This is a genomic window from Stenotrophomonas sp. P2112 (genome assembly GCF_041897515.1).
GTDB lineage: Bacteria > Pseudomonadota > Gammaproteobacteria > Xanthomonadales > Xanthomonadaceae > Stenotrophomonas > Stenotrophomonas sepilia.
This window is the reverse complement of sequence record NZ_CP169216.1, coordinates 3,816,602-3,835,767: the sequence shown is the minus strand read 5'-3', so window position 1 is coordinate 3,835,767 and position 19,166 is coordinate 3,816,602. Positions and strand designations below refer to the sequence as shown.

Below are 19,166 nucleotides of genomic sequence, written 5' to 3'. Positions count from 1 at the left end.
AAAAAGGGCGGCCATCAGGCCGCCCCAATCCTTCATGAGAACACGTGACGGGAACTAGAAGCGCACCGACCAGCGCACATTCGCACTGTGGTCGCGGCTTTCACTGCCGTACTGGCCGCTGTAGCCCAGTTCCAGCTGCTGGCGCTCGGTCAGCCAGGCCGACAGGCCCAGTTCGGCCACCACCGCGTTGTCGGCGATCGGCGCGCCGTTGACCGCAAACGTTGTGCTTCCGTTGGCGAAGGCCAGGTTGGCGACCTGGCTGCGATCACCGGAAGCGCGGCGATAGCCGACGCCACCGCGCAGGTGCAGCCAGCTCTCCTGCTGGAACGAAGCCTTCAGTCCCTTGTCGAAGCGCAGGCCGGCAGTGGCAATCGTGGTTCCGGTATCGTCCACCTTGCCCTGCAGTGCCGCTGCTCCACCGCGTTCGTTGACGCGCTTGAGGTCCACTTCGACACGTGCGACCTGCAGGTAGGGCTCCAGCCCGGCTTCCGGGCCACCGAAGCGGTAGCCGGCTTCGATGAAGGCCTGGCGGGTGCGGGCGTCGTAGCGCGCGCTCAGGCTGTCGCTGAAGCCTGCGAAGGCGACATCACGCGTACTCTTCACCTCGTGCTTGCTCCACGCCACACCACCGCGCAGGCCGAAACCGCCCCAGTTGTGGCTGGCGTAGGCACCGAAGTGGGTGTTGTCGATCTTCGACTTGGCGCGACGCTCCTGCTGCTTCACGTCGGTGCGGCCCGTGCCGGCCAACACGCCGACCTGCCAGCCGGAGAACTCGCGGTCGATGCCGACCAGCAGGCCGTTGCTGTTGGCTTCGGTGCGGGCAGTGTTGACGTCACCGTCCAGCTTGCTGTTGCCACCGATGGCCTGCACCCATGCACCCGTCGCGTCACCCACGTCGCTACCGGGTGCGGCGGCGCCGGCACGGCGTGACAACGCGGCATCGCGCACGTAGCGGCTGCCCTCGACCAGGGCGATGGCCGTGGCCGGATGCAGCTCGCCGCTGAGGCCATCGAGCACGCCTCCGACCTGCTGCGGGAACAGCTGGGTCAGTGGTTTGGGCAGGCCCTGGGCGATCGGCAGCAGGTCGGCGGCGGCCGCCACGGCACGCTGGTTGGGCGTGTGCGCGGCGGTGGTCAGCGATGCACCACGGGCCACATCGATGCGCGTGCCGTTGGTGCCGTAGGCCAGGCTGAACTGCAGGAACGGGGAGAACGCGCTGAAGTCGGTCTTGGCGAACTGGCCGTTGATGCCTCCGTCGGCACGCAGGAAGTTGAACTGCTCGCCGAGGTAGTACACACCCGGCTCCGGCAGCGCGACCAGCGTGCCGCCAAGGGTGGCGGTGCCGGTCACGTGCAACTGGTCACTGCGGCCACCCGGGGCCAGCTCGGCGGCATAGACGCCGGTGGCACCCTGCACGTAGTTGCCGTTGATGGTCAGCGTGCCGATCGAGTTGCCCGGCGCGATGATGCCGTCCACGCGGGTATTGCCGAGCGTGCCGACGCCCTTCAGCAGGCCGTTGGCGCCGACCGTGGTGGTGCCGCCGGTCTGCGTGCCGTTGAAGGACACCACGCCGCCATTGATCACCAGGTTGCTGTTGTTCAACACGCCGCTGGCGCTGACCGCGCTCACGCCACCGGTAGTGGTCAGTGCGGTGGAGACCAGGCTGCCGTTGAGCAGCAACTGGCCGCCCTGTACTTCGACCGCCGAGGCAAGCGTGTTGGCGCCGTTCAATTCCAGCGTACCGTCCTGCAGTACCGCGCCGTTGAAGCTGTTGTTGCCGCTCAGGCGCAGCCAGCCGATACCGGATTTGGTCAGCTTGCCAGGGCCACCGATGTCGTTGGTCCAGTTGTCCCAGGCATCGCCTTCCCAGACTTTCAGGCCGCCGGCCTTCTGGTTCATCACCACGTTGGTGTCCACGCGCAGCGAGCCATAGCCTTCGATGGCCTTCTTCAGATCCACCATGCCCCAGCCGTAGATCGGATCGATGCCCGCTGCACCCAGGTCGCGTGCGGTGGTCAGCAGCACGTCGCGGATCTGGGCGTTGTCCAGATAGGGGAAGCGCTCCATCAGCAGGCCGAGCGCGCCGGTGATGTGCGGCGCCGCCATCGATGTGCCCGTCTTGGTGCCATAGACATACTGGGTGTTCTCGCTGTCGATGATCAGCCGCACGTAGGCGGAGGTGTTTTCGATGCGGCCCTGGATATCCCCGGAAACGATGGTGCTGACGATGTCGGTGCCGGGTGCCGAGATGCACCAGTTGGCGGCAACGCCACAGATGCTGGAACTGCCATCGATCACGTAGTCCGTTTCGCCCGCAGCGGCGTTGGGCCGGCGGACGTTGGCCACGGCCAGCCAGTACGGTTCCAGTTCGGGCTTCCAGCGCGGCATGGCGGCCGTGATGCCGGCGACGGCGCCGCTGCCGTTGCCAGCCGACCAGACCTGGATGAGGGTGGAGCCCGGGGTATCGCCATTGCTGGCGTAGATGCTGCCGTACACGCCGTAGTCGGCACCGATGTTGGCGTACTGCTGGTCCAGCGCGGCGGCGGTCATGTTGCGCGTGGAGATGCCCCAGCTGTGGTTGATGGCACGCACGCCCTGCGCCTGGATCTGTGCATACATGTCCAGCGTGGCGGCGTCATCCGGATCGGTGCGGTAGACCGCGCGCGGGCGATAGTAGTTGTCCGGATCCAGGCGCCACTCATAGTAGGTGTCGCCGAACACGCGGGCGGCGGTGAGATCCGCACCAAAGGCCACGCCATGCATGCCGGTGCCATTGCGGTTTGCGCCGATGGTGCCAAGCACATGCGTTCCGTGGTCGGCGTAGCTGAAGCCATAGGGCTGGCCGGCCGCGATCAGGCGTGCCGCGAGTGCGGCCGGAACGCCGGCACCGAGGCCATAGTAGTTGTAGCCGGGCTGTTCGCCGCGGGTCTGCCCGCAGGCACCGGTCCCCGCGACCACACCCGGCGTCGGGCAGTCGGCACCGATGGTGATGCTGGAGGTATTGCGTCCTGCAAACTCCGGATGCGCCAGTGCGGACCCCGAGTCGAACAGCGCCAGGCGCACACCCTTGCCGGTCAGGCCGCGTGCATAGGCGTAGTCCGCGCCCATCGCACCCAGGCCCCAATCGGCGTTGAACTCATCGCTGCGCCAGCTGGCCGGATCGCCCGGGTTGCCAAGAACGGCGGTGCTGCTGGCGGCAGGTGCAGCGGCCGTCGCTGCGGGTGCAGCGTTGGCAGCAGGCTGCGCCCATGCAGCCTGCATCTGGCGCTGCTGCTGCCAGGCCTCGAGTGATTCGCTGGCCATGGCCGGCAGTGCAGCGGCCAGCAGCAGCGAGCTGGCGACGGCAAGCGCCAGCGGGCGGTGCGACAGGGAGCGGGACGAACGGCCGTACAGCGGGTGATTCATCGGACAACTTCCTTGGTTGACGGACATCAAGGCCGTTAACGCAACGGCATGGCGATATCCCCCAGTAATGTGAAGGGATTTTTATGAACGTGTTAATGTTTTGTGATCGGTGCACGACGTGGCTCCGCCGGGCCGGGCACCGCGACCTTTCTTGCCGAGGCCTTGGAGCCGTCCATGCGTAACGCATTGCGTAAACCACAGTTGGCGATATTGGGTAGTGCCGATCCTGGCAGCGACGCGTTCGAGCGCGCAGCTGAAGCAGGGCGTTTCCTGGCCGTGCAGGGCATCACGCTGGTCAGCGGCTGTGGCAGTGCCGCTACGCGGGTAGCTGCCGAGCAGGCAGTAGCCGCCGGTGGCCAGGTGCTCAGCGTGATCCCGGAAAGCGGCATGCCGGCAGCCGATTGGCCCGCCACGGTGGTGGTGCCCTGTGGCATGGGCGATGCGCGCAACCTGATCATGGCCCTGGCCGGTGATGCCTGCATCGTGATCGGCGGGCGCGCCGGTACGATCTCGGAGGTTTGCCTGGCCTGGCTGCACAAGCGGCCGCTGCTGCCGCTGGTGGGGGCCGGTGGCTGGTCCGATGCGCTGCCGGACAACCCGCCGGACGAGCGCGGCAATTCGCCGATCCTGCCGTGGCGCAACATTGATGAGCTGGCCGGACAGCTGCGTGTGCTGGGGTTACTGCACCGCTGAGTCGAGCGGCATCGGCCTTCACCCAGCGTCCCGTGTGCAGCGCTAAGGTGGCCCGGCCTGGGCTCACCAGGCTAATCAAGGAGCGATGTCGATGCGCACTTTCAGGAAAGTGATCGCCGGTGTTGTGTTCGCGTTGGCCTGCAGCGGCTCGGTGGCCGTGGCCGGACCAGTCCAGCCCTGCGATCTGCCCTGCTGGAAGGCTTACCAGGCATGTGTGTCCGGTGGTGGTGATGCCATGGAATGCCAGTACGAATACGATCGATGTGTCATGGAGCGCTGCGGCGCGGTGTAAGCCCAGCCATGCTCGGCTGAAGACGGGCCTCGTCCGTGGCGGGGCTCTTCTGTTCGTGCGCAAGGTCGGGCAGTCTCGACACGTTCTTCCTGGTGGAGTGGAACATGGCCGTCAAGCGTGTCGTCGCCAACATCGCCACGTCCGATCCCTCACGTGCCGCTGCGTTCTATGGCGAGCTGCTCGGCATGCCGGTGGTGATGGACCATGGCTGGATCGTCACCCATGGCGGGCAGAGCAGTGCGCTGGCGCAGGTCAGCTTCGCCAGTGAAGGAGGCTCGGGCACGCCGGTGCCGGACCTGTCGATCGAAGTGGACAATCTGCAGGACGTGCTGCAGCGCATGCGCGCGGCCGGCATCGCGCTGGAGTATGGCCCGGCCGACGAACCCTGGGGCGTGCGGCGCTTCTTCGTCCGCGATCCGTTCGGTCGGCTGTTGAACATCCTTGCCCACGCCTGAGCGGTGGATGGTGCCTCGCCACGCCTGACGGTGCGCGCGGGACGATGACCGTCTACCGGCGTGCTGGCCCTGCTCGCGGCATCCGGGCTGCTCCGGCAGCCCAGGCGCGCCTGGACGCGCCGCGGTCAGCCCTGCTGGCGTTGTGGACCGTCCCTCGTTGGCGTCGCTTCGGCCGCTTGCCGCTGCTGCCGTGCATTGGCGTGGCGAGCGTGCCCGCCTTCGCGGCCGATCGCTGCCATGTGCTGGCGGTTGCGGCTGATCGCCTCGCCGCCCTTGCGGCCGGCCACGCGTGCCTCGGCCGGGCTGAACTCGTGTGCATTGCCGGACGCATGCGCGGCGCGTCCTCCCTTTGCGGCGATCGCGCGCTGCTTGTCCTGGTCCATCGAGGCGAAGCCACGATGGGAAGTGCCGTGGTGCTGGCCGGCCATGGGAAGGCTCCCGTTGCATGGAAGGGAAGCTCATCCTTGCCGGTGCCCGGCTAACGGAGTGTCCGCACCGGTGCGGCTGCCTTCACGCCGCACCGTACTGCTTTTCACGGCGCAGGTACGCTGCTGCGCGCGCCGCCCTGCGTGGCCAGGACGAACTGCACCCTTCACCTAGGCCGGACAGCCGGCCGCGCAGTGCGCACGTTGGAGCTGCGCCTGGGCAACGGCGGCTGGACCTTCCTCAGCGAAATCGAAATGGCCGCAGAGCAGTAAGGCTTCAGGGCTGGCGGGCGTCCTGCAGGCGCTGCGCGAAGGGCCGCTGTGCGAGCGCTGCAAGGGCGTCGCGTAGTACCTGCTCCAGCGGCTGCCCCAGATCGGCATCGAGGCTGCGCGCCGCACGCGCGGTGGCCTGCCATTGCGCCTGCAGCGCAGGCATCGCGCGCTGTGCGCGGGGGCTCAACTGCAGGATGCGTTCACGCCCATCGTCGCCGCTGGACGCGTGCAGCCAACCATCGCGCACCATCGCCGCCACGGTCTGGCTGAGCGCCGAATGGCTGAGCCCGCAGGCCGATGCCAGGTCCTTGATCCGGCAGGGGCCCTGCGCCATCAGCGTGCGCAGCACCGGTGTGTAGCGGGGCCGGTAGTCCAGTTGCAGGTCCCGGTAGGCGTGCTCGACCGCCGGGTCCAGCTGGTCGAGCAGGGCGCGCAGCAATGTGCCGAGCGTGGCGTGTTGGAGATCCATGACCAGGATGATATATAAGCGCTTATATATCTTCAACGCGGAGGTGGTTGATGGCCGTGTCCTGGATGCTCGTTGCGTTGCTGGCAGGGGCCTGCCCGGCGCAGGACGGAGTGCTGCGCGCGGCGGCCACCGCCGTGCAGGCGCAGTACCTTGACGAGGCGGCCGGCGCCCGTATCGCCGATGCCCTGCGCACCTGGTCGGTGCAGCAGCGCTATGCGGACAGCTGTTCGGATCCGGTTGCGTTCAGCGCACGCCTGAACCAGGACCTGGACATGTTCGATGGCCACTTCCATGTTGAACGCGTGGACGCAGCGGCCGGCCAGGACGACTGGTTGATGGCCTGGCGCGCCGATGCCCGCAGCAATGGTGCCGGCGTGCGCGAGGTTCGGGTGATGGAGGGCAACATTGGTTACCTGCGCCTGAGTACCTTCTATCCGCTGGATCTGGCGCGCCCGAAGTTCGCTGCGGCCCTTTCCCTGCTGGCCGACACCGATGGCCTGGTGCTGGATCTGCGCCAGAACGGGGGCGGCGACGATGCAAGTGCCGACCTGCTGGTACGCACGCTGCTGGACGCGAAGATCGCCGCGGTGCAGCAGCTGGACCAGCGCGGCCGGCGCACGCCGGTACCGCTGCCGCCTGCCAGCCTGCCTGCGTACCTGAAACCGCTGGTGGTGCTGATCGACCGTCGCACCGGTTCGGCGGCCGAGTTCGTCGCCTATTCGCTTCAGGCACTGGGCCGCGCGCGGATTGTCGGCACGCGCAGTGGCGGTGCCGCGCATATGTTTGGTGATCCTGTGCTGCTGCCCGATGGCTATCAGATCAGTATTCCCGACCGGCAACCCATCAATCTGCGCACCGGTGGAAACTGGGAACGTACTGGCGTGAGGCCTGATGTGGCCGGCGGCGACGATCCGCTGTTCATCGCGCGGCAACTGCTGGCGTCTGCGAAGTCGGCAAGATGAACGCACGATTGCATGGCTGTCCTATCGCGGATGCGCGATTGCATGCCTAGAATCGAAGCATCCCGGTAGTTCCCGGGCGCTTCGAGTGAATGGACTCAATGAAGATTCTGTTGACCGGCAGTTCCGGCCGCATCGGGCGCGCGATCTTCGGTGCGTTGGCGGCCGCCCACGAAGTGGTGGGGCTGGACCGCAGTCCGTTTGCCACCACGCGCATCATTGCCGATGTCAGCGATCGGCAGGCCGTCGCGCGCGCGGTGCAGGGCGTGGATGCGGTCATCCATACCGCGGCCCTGCATGCCCCGCATGTCGGCCTGGTGCCGGATGCGGTGTTCCAGCAGATCAACGTGGAGGCCACCGCACACCTGCTGCAGGCGGCACGCGAAGCCGGTGCACGGCGCTTCGTGCTGACCAGCACCACTGCGTTGTATGGCCATGCCGTGGTGGCCGGTGGCTGCCGTTGGATCGACGAAGACACCGAGCCGCTGCCGCGCACGATCTACCACCGTACCAAGCTGCAGGCAGAGACCCTGGCCGAAGCCGCCGCCACGCCGGGCTTCAGCGTTCGCGTGCTGCGCATGGGCCGGTGTTTCCCGGAACCGCCCGAACGGATGGCGATGTTCCGCCTGCATCGCGGCATCGACGCCCGCGATGTGGCCAGCGCACATGCTGCACTGCTGCTCGACGAAGGCGCCCGGTTCGCGCGCTATCTCGCCTGCGCACCGACGCCGTTCCGGCGCGAGGACTGCCTGGAACTGGCCACCCACCCGCGCAGCGTGCTGGCCCGTCGCGCGCCGCAGCTGCTGGCCGAGTTCGAACGCCGTGGTTGGCCGCTGCCATTGAGCATCGACCGTGTCTATGACAGTGCCCGCCTGCGCAGCGAGCTGGGCTGGCAACCGTGCTTCGGGCCGGACGACGTACTGCAGCAGTATGCCGTCGGCAGCATCGAGGTACTGCCGCGGGCACAGTGGATCAAGGACCGCGTGGCCGAGTGAGGGCATCGCGAGGGGGGAACGCTGAGCCGACCCTGAGCGGATTCAGGAATGTGCAGGCCGACCGCCTCAACCTCGTTGGCGGGCGGCCGCTAACCCAGTGCGCTTCCAGCGCCGGGCGCGCCCCGGCTGCCGGTGGCCTGCGCGACGGATCGCGCGCCTGCGCGGTGCCCTCGTGGTGCCGGTCGTCCTGAACTGCTTGCGGACCCTCCCATGTCTTCTTCCCGCTCTGCCACTGCCCAACGCCCGGGCAGCATCGCCCACAAGTTGATGCTGGGCACCGCCGTGATCGCGCTGCTGTGCTTCGGCCTGACCGCCTTCCTGATCTACCGGCAGGCCAGCGCCAGTCTGATCAGCGCCTCGCGCCAGACCATGACCAGCGAGGCCAACGCTGAGGCGCGCCAGGTGGCGGCTGATCTGGGCACCGCTTTCGCCAGCAATGACGCCATGGTCGAGGCCGTGCTGGCCCAGCGTGCCCGTGGTGACATACCCGACCGCGCCAGCCTGGCGGCGGTGCTCGGCGAACAGCTGCGTGCTCATCCTCAATGGCTGGGCAAGAGCACCATGTGGGAGGCCGATGCCTTCGACGGCAAGGATGCGGAGTTCGTCAATACCGAAGCACACGATGCCACCGGCCGCTACATGAGCTACTGGGCCTGGCAAGACGGCAAACCGCAGCAGTCGGTGATGACCGACTACACCGAGACTGCCAGCGGTTCCGGTGACTGGTACATGGTGCCCAGCCGCGACAAGCTGCCCAAGGTCAGCGAACCTTACGCCTATGACATCGCCGGCCAGAAGGTGCTGATGAGCACCCTGAGCACGCCGATCATCGAGAACGGCAGATTCCTGGGCGTGTTCACCGTCGACTTCTCGCTGGCAGCGCTGCAGAAGCACATGGCAACGCTGAAGCCGATGGGGGCTGGCCGCGTCGAACTGCTGTCGCCCAAGGGCGTGGTGCTGGCCTCGGCCAATGCCGCCGAGATCGGCAAGCCGCGCAACGATGCCCTGACCCGCAGCATGCTGGCCGACATCGCCGCCGACCGTCCGTTCGAGGCCTTCAGCCCCGACGCGGCCGGCAACGTACGCGTGTATGTGCCGCTGCGCGTGGGCGACGCCCCGCAACGCTTCGCGCTGGGCGTGGTGATGCCGCATGCGGTGATCGTGTCTGAGGCACGCCAGCTGCTGTGGCTGACCCTGCTGGTCGGCGTGATCGCCGCGCTGACCCTCAGCGCCGGCGTCTACGTGCTGCTGCGCCGCCTGGCGATCCGCCCGTTGGCCGAAGCGGTACGCGTGGCCGGTGATGTCGCCGCCGGCAAGCTGGACAGCACGCTGCCGGCGCGCAGCAACGACGAAGTGGGGCGCCTGCTGGACGCAATGCAGGGCATGCGTGGGCAGTTGCAGTCGGTGATGGCTGCGCAGGCCGAAATGGCGCGCCGCCACGATGCCGGTGAACTCAGCTATCGCATGGATGCTGCGGCCTTCCCGGGCGAGTACGGCCGCATGGTGGCCGACAGCAACCAGCTGGTGGCCTCCAGCAATGCGGTCACCCAGCGCCTGGTTGAAGTGATGCAGCGCTATGCCGTGGGCGACCTCAGCGTGGACATGGAAGCGCTGCCGGGCGAGAAGGCGGTGTTCACTGCCGCAATGGCGACCACCAAGCGCAACCTGGCTGCGATCAACGAGCAGATCCAGCAGCTGGCCGCCGCCGCCGCCGCCGGTGACTTCGCCGTGCGCGGTGATGCACTGCGCTTCGACCATGATTTCCGCCGCATGGTGGAGACGCTGAACACAATGATGCAGGTCAGCGACCACAACCTGGCGGCACTGTCGACGCTGCTGCGCGCGATCGCCGCCGGTGACCTCAGTGCCCGCATGCAGGGCGACTTCCACGGCGTGTTTGCGGTGATGCGCGACGATGCCAACAGCACCGTGCAGCAGCTGACCCAGATCGTCGGCCAGATCCAGCAGTCGGCGGCCAGCATCCGCCTGGCCGCCGGTGAGATCGCCGCCGGCAACAGCGACCTGTCGCGCCGCACCGAACAGCAGGCCGCCAACCTGGAAGAAACCGCCGCGTCGATGGAAGAACTGACCTCCACCGTGCGCCAGAATGCCGACCATGCGCTGCAGGCCAACACGCTGGCCGGTTCCGCAGCGGGTGTGGCCAGCGAAGGCGGCCAGGTGGTCAGCCAGGTGGTGCACACCATGGAGCAGATCGAGGCGTCTTCGCAGCGTATCGCCGAGATCATCTCGGTGATCGATGGCATCGCGTTCCAGACCAACATCCTGGCGCTGAACGCGGCAGTGGAAGCGGCGCGCGCCGGTGAACAGGGCCGTGGCTTCGCAGTGGTGGCCAGTGAAGTGCGGGCGCTGGCGCAGCGCTCGGCGGGTGCTGCAAAGGAGATCAAGGAGCTGATCGACGCCTCGGTGGCCCAGGTCGGTGCCGGTGCGCAGCTGGTGCACGGTGCGGGGCGCACCATGCAGGACATCGTCGGTCAGGTCGGCCGGGTCAACGAAATCATGGCCGAGATCTCGGCCGCGTCGCGCGAACAGTCGGCCGGCATCGAGCAGGTCAACCAGACCGTGGTGCAGATGGACGAAACCACTCAGCAGAACGCCGCGCTGGTGGAGGAAGCCAGTGCCGCCGCCCGTGCGATGGAGGAGCAGGCCGAGCAGCTGGCGGTGGCGGTGTCGCGCTTCCGCCTGCAGGCCGAGCCGGAGGGCATGGCCCGCCGCGCGGCCTGATGCCGGAAACGAAGACGCCCGGCGGGTGCCGGGCGTCGGTTGCATCCTTGCCGCGCATCCTGCGCAGGTCTGATGGCTCAGAACATTCCTTCAAACGGGTTCCAGCTGGCGCGTCCTTCCACCTTCTCCAGGTAGTAGCTGTAGTTGGTGCTGGAGGCGACCAGCAGGTTCATGGCGATGAACAGCATGCGCCCGACGACATCCGGCAGGAACATGGTGACGATGGCCAGCGCGATGTTGATGCCGATCACCACCAGTGCCTTGCGCCACATGCCGAGAATCAGCAGGTAGATGGCACCGAAGAACAACGCGAAGAAGTTCAGGTTGATCTTCAGGCGGTCACCAAAGGACAGTGCCTTCCAGGCCTGCTTGAAGCCGGGGTTCTTGGGGGCGCCGTGCTGGCGGAAGAAGTTGAAGCGGAACTGCCACTTCGGGCTGAACTGGGACAGGTCAGTGGTATTCATTGGGAAACATCCCTGTGAGAAAACGTTTTCATGATAGGACAAGTCCTATTCAGGATCCAAGCGCTAGCGTCAAGAATGTGACGCCTGCCTTGTTCGCGCGCCTGCGGCCAAGCGCCGCGCCGTCACCCGCCCGCCTTGTTTTTAGGATAGGGTGCGCAGTTCCGCTGCCGCACCGGCTGAACCCGTGCGGCGGCGGGATGTCCATGGAGGTTGCATGACCACACCTGCTACACCGGAAAACGCACCGGGACCGGTGCTCCTGCCGACACCTGAAGTGGTGCAGGCACAACAACTGCTCGCACGCCAGCAACTGGCGGTGGCGATGGACCGTGCGCGCACGGCCGCCACGCGGGATGCGGCACCGGCCGCGCTGGAAAGCGAGTAACCCGCAACACCGTCGATCGCGCTGGCATGTCGCCAGCGCGATCACGGCGCGTGCCGCCGGTCAGAACCGCGCGGTCATGCTCAGGAAGTAGCTGCGCCCGGCGACGAAGTAGTCGGTGGAGCCTTCCGCATACAGCTTCTTGTCGGCCAGGTTGCTGACGCCACCGCGCAGGGTCAGCACTTCGTTGACGTTCCATGCCGCGGTCAGGTCATACAGCGTATAGGCCTTGAGGAAGGTCGTGGCGGTGCCGGTCTGCCTGCCGGTGTACTGCGCCGACAGGCTGCCGGAAAACACCGTGCTGGGCGCCCAGTCCAGCGACGAATAGCCGGAGAACTCCGGCGTATCGATCAGGTTGCGGCCGGTGGTCAGGTTCCTGGCTTCCTTCATCCAGGTCGCCGAGGTGCGCCAGCGCCACTGCTCGCCGAAGCGGACGTTGAGGTTGCCTTCCATGCCGCGGGTGCGCGCGCGCTGTACGTTGTTCATGCGCGTCCACCAGATGCCGTTGAACCGGCCCAGCGGTGCGTACTCGATCTTGTTCCGGAAGTCGGTGTGGAAATAGGTCACGCCGACATCGATCAGGTCATTGTCGAAGCTGATGCCGATCTCGCGGTTGGTGCTGGTCTCCGGATCCAGGTCCGGGTTGCCGGCCATGTAGCACCCGCCACGGGTGTAGCCCAGCGGAATCAGCGAGGTGCAGCCGCGGCCCCCGGACTGGGTAGCGGCACTGGCCGAGTTCTCGGTCAGGCTGGGCGCACGGAAGCCCTTGGAGACGCCACCGCGGATCGTCCACTGTTCGGCAGGGTGCCAGACCAGGTACGCACGCGGGCTGACGTGGCCGCCAAACTGCTCGTGATGGTCCAGGCGCGCGCCCACGGTCAGGGCCAGGGTGCGGTGCAGTTTCAGCTCGTCCTCGGCAAACAGCGCCCAGGTGTCCACGTCCAGAGTGGAGCCGCTGACCGCGTTGCCGGCATAGTCGATCGGCGCGCGGCCGATGGTGTCGGTGTTGGTCAGCTCCTGCCGCTTCCATTGGCCGCCTACGGCGAACTGGTGTTCAACGCCGAGGGTGAACGGCGTGGTCAGGCTGCCCTCGATGATCGTATCGGTGGCTTCGGAACGGCCGGCAGCACCGATGCCGTTCCTGTACTCGGTCCAGTACGCACTGATCTTCGAATTGCCGAAGCGCCACTTGCCATCGTGGTTGAGCGCCAGCGAGCTGCGCTTGAGCTCACTGGCACCCCAGGCACCTTCGTCCTGCTTTTCCAGCGACGCATCGATGAAGGCCTGCTGCACGCCGTGCCCGGCTTCCAGCGACAGTTCCTGTGCGTCGCTCAGCTTCCACTGCAGCAACGCATCGACATTGCGGTCCTTTTCGCCCGCGTAGGCATTGCCGGAGACACCGCCGTTGGAGCGGTCCGAATCGCGGCGCATGCTGTTGGCACCGATGCGCAGGCCGAAGCGTTCGCCCAGCGGCCCGGAGAACGTGGCGCCGATCTGCTGGGTATCGCCGCGCTTGCCGTCAGCCGGGCGGGTGTAGCTGTGGGTGGCGCTGCCGTTCCATTCGTCGCCGATGCGCCGGGTGATGATGTTGATCACCCCGCCCATCGCATCGGAGCCATACAGCGACGACATCGGCCCGCGCACCACTTCGATGCGCTCGATCTGGTCCGGCGAGATCCAGTTCAGGTCCTGGCGGCCGAGGTCGGGGCGATAGTTGGTCGAGGCCGAGCTGCCCATGCGCTTGCCGTCCACCAGCACCAGCGTGTAGTTGGACGGCATGCCACGCAGCTTGATCTTGGACTGCTCGCCGACGGCGCTGAGGCCGCCGGTCACGCCCGGTACGCGGCTGAGCAGGGCGGCCAGGTCCGGTACCGGCTGGCGCTCGATGTCCTCACGACTGATCACGCTGATGCTGGCCGGGGCATCCTTGATCCACTGCTGGCTGCCTGAAGCCGTGACCACCACGGTATCCAGGTCCTTGGTGGAGGCATCGGCGGCGGCCTCTGCGGCGGCCAGGCCGGGCAGGGCCAGCAGGCAGGCGGCGGCCAGGCCGGGCAGCGCCAGCAGGCAGGCGGTGGCCAGGCGGGTGCGCGGCAGGCGCGCGGAACGGGAACGGGACGACAGGGACATGACGGCTTCCATGAGAGGTGGGGTGACCCGGTGGAAGCAGCAGGCGCAGGCAGACAGCAGGCAGCCCCCCCCTTCCGTGGGTCGTCGGGTGCGCGGTCAGGACCGGCGCAGCTGGGTGGGTCGCGGCCGCGCGGAAGACGGTGACCTGCCTGGTTGATTAGATGATAACCGTTCGCGTTTGTTACGATCCAGTACCGGGGGCGATGCAGTGACATCTGGCCATGCCCTGGCGTGATCGCCTGCTATTTGCTGAATGGGGACAAATCCCGGTGTAGACCTTCGCACCCGGCTTACATTCTGGGCCCTAGACTGGGCCGCATTTTCGATTCCGCCCCGTTGGAGATCGTGTGGGTTCCGGTAGTGACAGACATCGACTGTGCGGCGCGAGGCCGACACAGCCAGGACAAGTGCGGGCGCCGGGAAAGCGCGCCGGGAACCTTGGTGCATGCAGCCCGGCCGGGATGGCCGGCCGTGCCGACGGCGCGGAGTAAGCGACGATGGGGGTGCAGACCATCCATGCGGAAGCAGGAACGCCCCGGCTCGATGCCGGCTGGGCGCTGCTGCCCGCTGAATCGCCGTTGCCGATGCCCGAACAGACCCTGCGCGAAGGCGCACTGAAGGTCCGGCGGCATCGCACCTCGCCGCGCCTGATCGGCCTGCGCCGGCTGTACCTGTTTGGTGGCACGCTCGGCATGACCGCCGTGGCTACGCGGATGATGTGGCGGGTGCTGTCGGCCAATGGCATCAGCGTGCTCGAAGCCTGCCTGCTGGTGCTGTTCGTCGGCCTGTTTGCCTGGATCGCGCTCTCCTTTGCCAGCGCCCTGGCCGGCTTCCTGACCGCTGTGTTCGACCGGGGCTATCGGCTCGGCATCGACCCGGACAAGCCGTTGCCGGCCGTGCACAGCCGTACTGCGCTGTTGATGCCGACCTACAACGAAGACCCGCGCCGCCTGCTGGCGGGCCTGCAGGCGATCTACGAGTCGGTGGCGGCCACCGGCCAGCTCGACCGCTTCGACTTCTTCGTGCTCAGCGACACCCGCCGCGAGGACATCGCCGCTGCCGAGGAACAGGTGTTCGCCGAGCTGCGCGAGCGTGTGCCGGAGGGGCAGACCCGCCTGTTCTATCGTCGCCGTGGTGACAACAGCGGGCGCAAGGCCGGCAACATCGCCGACTGGGTCCGCCGCTTCGGCGGTGCCTACCCGCAGATGCTGATCCTTGACGCCGACAGCCTGATGACCGGCGACAGCATCGTGCGCCTGGTGGCCGGCATGGAACACAACGCCGACGTCGGACTGATCCAAACCCTGCCGTCGGTGATCGGCGGCCGCACCCTGTTCGCGCGCATGCAGCAGTTCGGTGGCCGCGTGTACGGGCCGGTGATCGCCCGCGGCGTGGCCTGGTGGCACGGCGCCGAGAGCAACTACTGGGGCCACAACGCCATCATTCGCACCCGCGCCTTCGCCGACCACGCCGGCCTGCCGGCGCTGCCGGGGCGCAAGCCGTTCGGCGGCCACGTGCTCAGCCACGATTTCGTCGAAGCGGCGCTGATGCGTCGTGGCGGCTGGGCCGCGCACATGGTGCCCTACCTCGGTGGCAGTTACGAGGAAGGCCCGCCGACGCTGACCGACCTGCTGGTGCGCGACCGTCGCTGGTGCCAGGGCAACCTGCAGCACGGCAAGGTGGTCGGCAGCCGCGGGCTGCACTGGATCAGCCGCACGCACATGCTGATCGGCATCGGCCACTATTTCACCGCACCGATGTGGGCGATGCTGATGCTGATCGGCATCGCCATCCCGCTGTTCCAGGAAGGCATCGATTTCAACGCCCTGCTGCACCTGTCGCCCAGCGTGTACTGGCGCGCACAGGATGAAGAGCAGGTGGTGCGCCTGTTCGCCGCCACCATGGCGGTGCTGCTGCTGCCCAAGGTGCTCGGCTACCTGGCAATGCTGCTGGACCCGGTCGACCGCCGCGGTTGTGGCGGTCCGATCCGTGCCTTCGTATCGATGCTGGTGGAAACCGTGCTCGCCGCGCTGATGGCGCCGGTGGTGATGTACGTGCAGTCACGCGGCGTGGCCGAAGTGTTGTCCGGGCGCGATTCCGGCTGGGACGCGCAGCAGCGTGACGACGGCGGCATCTCGTGGATGGCGTTGATCCGTGGCTACGGTGGCCTGGGTGTGTTCGGCGCCTTCATGGGCGTGCTGGCCTGGGCGGTATCGCCGTCGCTGGCGGCCTGGATGGCGCCGGTGGTGATCGGCATGGTTCTGGCCGTTCCGGTGGTGGCGCTGACCTCCTCGCGCGGCCCCGGTGCTTTCCTGCATCGCCTCGGCCTGCTCGATATCCCCGAAGAGAACATCCCGCCACCGGTGCTGGTACGCGCCGCGCAGCTGCGGCGGGAAGCGGCCGAGCAACCGCCGCTGTACTGATTGCCCCGCGCCAGCGGCATAATGCGGCTCGAACTTGAAGGAGCCGCATCATGCTGCAAACGGTGGAACAGGAAACCGGCGCCTCGCCGCAGTGGTCGGTGATCTGGTTGCACGGCCTCGGCGCCGACGGCCATGATTTCGCGCCGATCGTGCCGGAACTGGTGCGGCCGCACTGGCCGGCGCTGCGCTTCGTGTTCCCGCACGCACCCGTGCGGCCGATCACGATCAACAACGGCGTGCCGATGCGCGGCTGGTACGACATCGTGGGCATGGACTTCCGTTCGCGCGCCGACATGGCCGGCGTGCAGGAATCGGTGGTGCAGCTGGACGCACTGATCGCGCGCGAGATCGAGCGCGGCATCGCGCCGGAGAAGATCTTCCTGGCAGGCTTCTCGCAGGGTGGGGCGATCATCCTGACGGCCGCGCTCTCGCGTACCGCGCCGCTGGCCGGCCTGATCGCGCTGTCCACCTATCTGCCTGAAGCCGACAGCGCCACGCGTGTCGACGGCGCGGTGCAGGTGCCGGTGTTCATGGCCCATGGCAGTGGCGACCCGGTGATCCCGCAGGCCGTCGCAGCGCACAGCGCGCAGGCGCTGCGTACGCTGGGCCTGGATGTGGCGTGGCACAGTTACCCGATGGCCCACCAGGTCTGTGCCGAGGAGATCCAGGCACTGGGTGACTGGCTGCAGGAACGCCTGGGCGCCGCCTGAGCCATGTCGCCGGCCAGCACACCGCCGTGGATGCCGGAACTGTGCCGCCTGCCACGGCTGGCGGCGATGCTCGGCCTGGCCGAGCTGGTGGTGGTGGTACTGGCGCTGGCGCCGGACGGCAGCCGTCACTGGACCTTCGGCGAACTGCTGTCGGCCAGCGGATTCGCGCTGTGGCTGGCGCTGGCGGTGACCGCCAGCCTGTGCCTGCTGCGGCAGACCCTGTCGCGGCTGCCGCCGGTGCTGGGCGCCATTGCGGCGACCGTGCTGGCAACCCTGATCGCGGTGGTCTGCGCTGGCATCGTGCACGCGCTGTACGCGGTGCTGGGCGACAGCTTCGCCAGCGGCATCAGCTTCTGGCGTTTCACCCTCGGCAGCGCGGCAACCACGGCGCTGATCGCCGCGCTGGCGCTGCGCTACTTCTACGTAAGCGATCGCTGGGCCGCGCAGGTGCAGGCCAACGCGCGCGCGCAGGCCGACGCGCTGCAGGCGCGTATCCGCCCGCATTTCCTGTTCAACAGCATGAACCTGATCGCCAGCCTGCTGCATCGTGACCCGGCAGTCGCCGAGCGCGCGGTGCTGGACCTGTCCGATCTGTTCCGTGCCGCGCTGGGGGCGGGCGAGGGCGATTCCACCCTTCGCGACGAATGCGAGCTGGCCGAGCGCTACCTGTCGATCGAATCGCTGCGCCTGGGTGAACGCCTGCAGGTGCGTTGGCAGCGCGACGAGCCGCTGCCATGGGACCTGCCCTTGCCAAGGCTGGTACTGCAGCCGCTGGTGGAAAATGCCGTGCTGCATGGCATCTCGCGCCTGCCCGACGGCGGCACCATCGAACTGCAGCTGGCGCGCGAGGGCAATGAACTGCAGATCCGCGTACGCAACCCGGCACCCGATCCGCAGGCGCCGGGGCTGGCGCTGGCACGCGGCGCCGGCCATGCCCAGCACAGCATCGGCCATCGGCTGGCCTGGCGCTTCGGCAGCACCGCGCGGATGACGGCTGGCTGGAGCGAGGGCTACTATGCCTGCCAGGTGACAGTGCCGATCCAGTGAGGGAACGATCGTGAGGGTAGTCATCGCCGACGACGAACCGCTGGCGCGCGAGCGCCTGCGCAGCCTGTTGGCGGCACAGGACGGCGTGGACGTGGTGGCCGAGGCCGGCAACGGTGAGCAGGCCCTGCACGCGTGCGCGGAGCTGCAGCCGGACCTGGTCCTGCTGGATATCGCGATGCCCGGGCTGGATGGCCTGGAAGCGGCCCGCCACCTGGCCAGCTTCGAACCTCGGCCAGCGGTGGTGTTCTGCACCGCCTACGATGCGCATGCGCTGTCGGCGTTCGAGGCCGCAGCGATCGACTACCTGATGAAGCCAGTGCGTGCCGAACGGTTGGCGGCGGCGATCGCACGTGCGCGCACGTTCCTGGCCGGCCGCGATGGCCGGCCGCAGGAGCACAGCGGGCAGCAGGCACGCAGCGTGCTGTGCGCACGCCTGCGCGGCAGCCTGCGCCTGATTCCGCTGGACGATATCCACTACCTGCAGGCCGAGGAGAAGTACGTGGTGGTGCACCACGCACGCGGCGAGGACCTGATCGAGGAATCGCTGAAGTCGCTGGAAGAAGAGTTCGCCAGCCGTTTCATCCGCATCCATCGCAACTGCCTGGTGGCACGCCACGAGCTGGTGGAGCTGCGTCGAGGCTCGGGCGGGCAGGTGCAGGCGGTATTGCGGCATGGCAAGCAGCCGCTGGAAGTCAGCCGCCGGTGCGTGGCGACGCTGAAGCAGGAACTGCGGCATCTGTGAGTGGTCCCGCGCGGCCTGCGGCCGCGACTGCTTACGAGCAACGTCTGGAGCAACGGCAACTGCAACTGCAACGGCGGTTGGTCGGCGCGTTGGTGCTACGTACTGGGTCGGGCCGGGGTGGGGTGGCGGGACACGCTGCAAGTACATCCCTGTAAGCTCGATGGCGCCATCCATGGCGCCAACGGTCCCGCCACCCCACCCCGGCCCAACCCTCTCGTTTTTCCCGCGTCGGACGGCAAAGGCATTGTTGTTATCGGGTGGGGAAAGAGGGGTCAGATCCCTTTTCCTGCGGAAAAGGGATCTGACCCCGGAAGCAATCGGCTTTTGATTCTTTCTTTTGATCTTCCGTGGCTGGCGCACACGGAAACTGTCAGAGGCCGGGCGGGGTGGGCTGCGCAGGGGCGTGAGCCGCATGGATGCGGCGACCGAGCTTACATGGACGTACTTGCAGCGTCCCCTGCGTGGCCCACCCCGCCCGGCCACGCGCGGCTGTTGCTTTCATGACCCCTCCACCAGCCACGAGGGGCTCCGCCGTTGGCCGTATCCGCGCCGGAGGCGCG

General features: G+C 67.6%; 16 protein-coding genes. 11 read left to right on the top strand and 5 right to left on the bottom strand.

Annotated features, from left to right (window positions below):
- Positions 1-54: 54 nt before the first annotated feature.
- Positions 55-3,405, bottom strand: coding sequence for an autotransporter domain-containing protein (locus tag ACEPA4_RS17620; RefSeq protein WP_262089906.1), 3,351 nt, complete (start codon positions 3,403-3,405; stop codon positions 55-57).
- 174 nt (positions 3,406-3,579) lie between these two features.
- Between ACEPA4_RS17620 and ACEPA4_RS17615 the strand changes: the two genes are divergently transcribed.
- The 3 genes from ACEPA4_RS17615 (at position 3,580) to ACEPA4_RS17605 (ending at position 4,845) form a co-directional block, all read left to right on the top strand.
- Positions 3,580-4,098, top strand: coding sequence for a Rossmann fold nucleotide-binding protein (locus ACEPA4_RS17615; protein WP_032954557.1), 519 nt, complete (start codon positions 3,580-3,582; stop codon positions 4,096-4,098).
- A gap of 91 nt (positions 4,099-4,189) precedes the next feature.
- On the top strand, positions 4,190-4,390 hold the full coding sequence (locus ACEPA4_RS17610; protein ID WP_005419561.1) for a hypothetical protein: 201 nt from the start codon (positions 4,190-4,192) through the stop codon (positions 4,388-4,390).
- Between the two features lie 104 nt (positions 4,391-4,494).
- Complete coding sequence (locus ACEPA4_RS17605; protein WP_005419560.1) at positions 4,495-4,845, top strand: VOC family protein; 351 nt, start codon at positions 4,495-4,497, stop codon at positions 4,843-4,845.
- A gap of 125 nt (positions 4,846-4,970) precedes the next feature.
- Here the strand turns inward: ACEPA4_RS17605 and ACEPA4_RS17600 are convergent, their stop codons facing one another.
- Positions 4,971-5,273: a KGG domain-containing protein gene (locus tag ACEPA4_RS17600; protein WP_005419559.1), complete on the bottom strand. Its 303-nt coding sequence runs from the start codon at positions 5,271-5,273 to the stop codon at positions 4,971-4,973.
- Between the two features lie 274 nt (positions 5,274-5,547).
- Positions 5,548-6,012, bottom strand: coding sequence for a MarR family winged helix-turn-helix transcriptional regulator (locus ACEPA4_RS17595; RefSeq protein ID WP_065177996.1), 465 nt, complete (start codon positions 6,010-6,012; stop codon positions 5,548-5,550).
- Positions 6,013-6,062: 50 nt separating this feature from the next.
- Here ACEPA4_RS17595 and ACEPA4_RS17590 point away from each other — a divergent pair, with 50 nt between their 5' ends.
- The 3 genes from ACEPA4_RS17590 to ACEPA4_RS17580 all read left to right on the top strand — a co-directional run bounded on the left by ACEPA4_RS17590 (position 6,063) and on the right by ACEPA4_RS17580 (position 10,708).
- A complete protein-coding gene (locus ACEPA4_RS17590; protein ID WP_262089904.1) occupies positions 6,063-6,974 on the top strand; it encodes a S41 family peptidase in 912 nt (303 codons plus the stop codon).
- Between the two features lie 98 nt (positions 6,975-7,072).
- Positions 7,073-7,966, top strand: coding sequence for an NAD(P)-dependent oxidoreductase (locus ACEPA4_RS17585; protein ID WP_065177998.1), 894 nt, complete (start codon positions 7,073-7,075; stop codon positions 7,964-7,966).
- A gap of 210 nt (positions 7,967-8,176) precedes the next feature.
- Positions 8,177-10,708, top strand: coding sequence for a methyl-accepting chemotaxis protein (locus ACEPA4_RS17580; RefSeq protein WP_262089902.1), 2,532 nt, complete (start codon positions 8,177-8,179; stop codon positions 10,706-10,708).
- Between the two features lie 77 nt (positions 10,709-10,785).
- Here the strand turns inward: ACEPA4_RS17580 and ACEPA4_RS17575 are convergent, their stop codons facing one another.
- The gene (locus ACEPA4_RS17575; RefSeq protein WP_005419554.1) at positions 10,786-11,172 is read right to left on the bottom strand and encodes a DUF2628 domain-containing protein; all 387 of its coding nucleotides are present in this window, start codon (positions 11,170-11,172) and stop codon (positions 10,786-10,788) included.
- 214 nt (positions 11,173-11,386) lie between these two features.
- On the opposite strand from ACEPA4_RS17575, the gene ACEPA4_RS17570 reads away from it, so the two are divergent.
- The gene (locus ACEPA4_RS17570) at positions 11,387-11,557 is read left to right on the top strand and encodes a hypothetical protein (RefSeq protein WP_005419553.1); all 171 of its coding nucleotides are present in this window, start codon (positions 11,387-11,389) and stop codon (positions 11,555-11,557) included.
- A 60-nt stretch (positions 11,558-11,617) separates the two neighbouring features.
- Here ACEPA4_RS17570 and ACEPA4_RS17565 read toward each other — a convergent pair whose 3' ends face one another.
- Positions 11,618-13,684, bottom strand: coding sequence for a TonB-dependent receptor domain-containing protein (locus ACEPA4_RS17565; protein WP_065196876.1), 2,067 nt, complete (start codon positions 13,682-13,684; stop codon positions 11,618-11,620).
- A gap of 497 nt (positions 13,685-14,181) precedes the next feature.
- On the opposite strand from ACEPA4_RS17565, the gene mdoH reads away from it, so the two are divergent.
- From mdoH to ACEPA4_RS17545, 4 genes are read left to right on the top strand one after another with little or no spacing between them, the layout of a single operon-like run.
- Positions 14,182-16,107 carry a glucans biosynthesis glucosyltransferase MdoH gene (mdoH, locus tag ACEPA4_RS17560; RefSeq protein ID WP_005419550.1) on the top strand — a complete coding sequence of 642 codons (1,926 nt, stop codon included), beginning with the start codon at positions 14,182-14,184 and terminating at the stop codon, positions 16,105-16,107.
- A gap of 50 nt (positions 16,108-16,157) precedes the next feature.
- Positions 16,158-16,817, top strand: a complete 660-nt coding sequence (locus tag ACEPA4_RS17555; protein ID WP_005419549.1) for an alpha/beta hydrolase — start codon at positions 16,158-16,160, stop codon at positions 16,815-16,817.
- A 3-nt stretch (positions 16,818-16,820) separates the two neighbouring features.
- Positions 16,821-17,864 (top strand): sensor histidine kinase, encoded by a 1,044-nt coding sequence (locus tag ACEPA4_RS17550; RefSeq protein WP_005419547.1) that lies wholly within the window; start codon positions 16,821-16,823, stop codon positions 17,862-17,864.
- A gap of 10 nt (positions 17,865-17,874) precedes the next feature.
- Positions 17,875-18,606, top strand: a complete 732-nt coding sequence (locus tag ACEPA4_RS17545; protein ID WP_053497027.1) for a LytTR family DNA-binding domain-containing protein — start codon at positions 17,875-17,877, stop codon at positions 18,604-18,606.
- The last annotated feature ends 560 nt before the right edge of the window (positions 18,607-19,166 follow it).